Genomic DNA, 705 nt, shown 5'->3' with positions numbered 1-705 from the left:
CCGCCAGAGGACCGCGGTCCCGACACAATTGAGCAGGCCTACGAGCTGGCCGAACTCGTCGGCGCACGTTGGCGGGCCATGGTCCTGCTCGCCGCGTTCACCACGCTCCGCCCGGAGGAACTGGCCGTGCTGCGCCGCCCGGACGTTGACCTGGTGGCCGGCACCGTACGGGTCCACCAAGCCGCCCCCGAGCTGAACACCGGTCAGCGGGTGGTGGGCGACACCAAGTCCGAGGCGGGGAAGCGCACCGTGACCATCCCCTCCGTGGTCCTGCCGGACATCCGGCTGCACCTGGAGCTGTTCGCCGAGAAGGACGCTCAGGGTCTGCTGTTCGTCGGCGAGAAGGGCGCTCCGTTCCGGCGCACCTCGTTCGGGCGGATCTGGAAGAAGGCACGCGACAAGGCAGGCATGCCGGGCTTCCACTTCTACGATCTGCGGGGCACGGGCAACAACCTGGCGGCCACGACCGGCGCGAGCCTCAAGGAGCTGATGGCCCGGATGGGGCACGCCTCGGTGCGGGCCGCGCTGATCTACCAACACGCCACCAGCGAACGGGACAAGAAGATCGCCGACGGCATGGACGCGGCGATCACCAGGGCCCTCGGCAAGGACACGGAAAAACCCTAAGGGCACGCGGGGGGCACGGGGCCGAAAACGACCCACCAAACACAAAAGGCCCGGCTCGGGGGTAACGCCCCTGAGCTG

Annotated in this window: 1 protein-coding gene; it reads left to right on the top strand. The window is 69.1% G+C overall.

The window, feature by feature from the left end; genetic code table 11:
- Window positions 1-627 (top strand): site-specific integrase (locus tag ABD323_RS42880; protein WP_344447458.1); only part of this gene is annotated, 627 nt, incomplete at its 5' end.
- Between the last annotated feature and the right edge of the window lie 78 nt (window positions 628-705).

The sequence above is a fragment of the Kitasatospora nipponensis genome (assembly GCF_039528135.1).
Lineage (GTDB): Bacteria > Actinomycetota > Actinomycetes > Streptomycetales > Streptomycetaceae > Kitasatospora > Kitasatospora nipponensis.
Note: the sequence above shows the minus strand (reverse complement) of the source record. Positions and strands in the feature narration are given on the sequence as shown.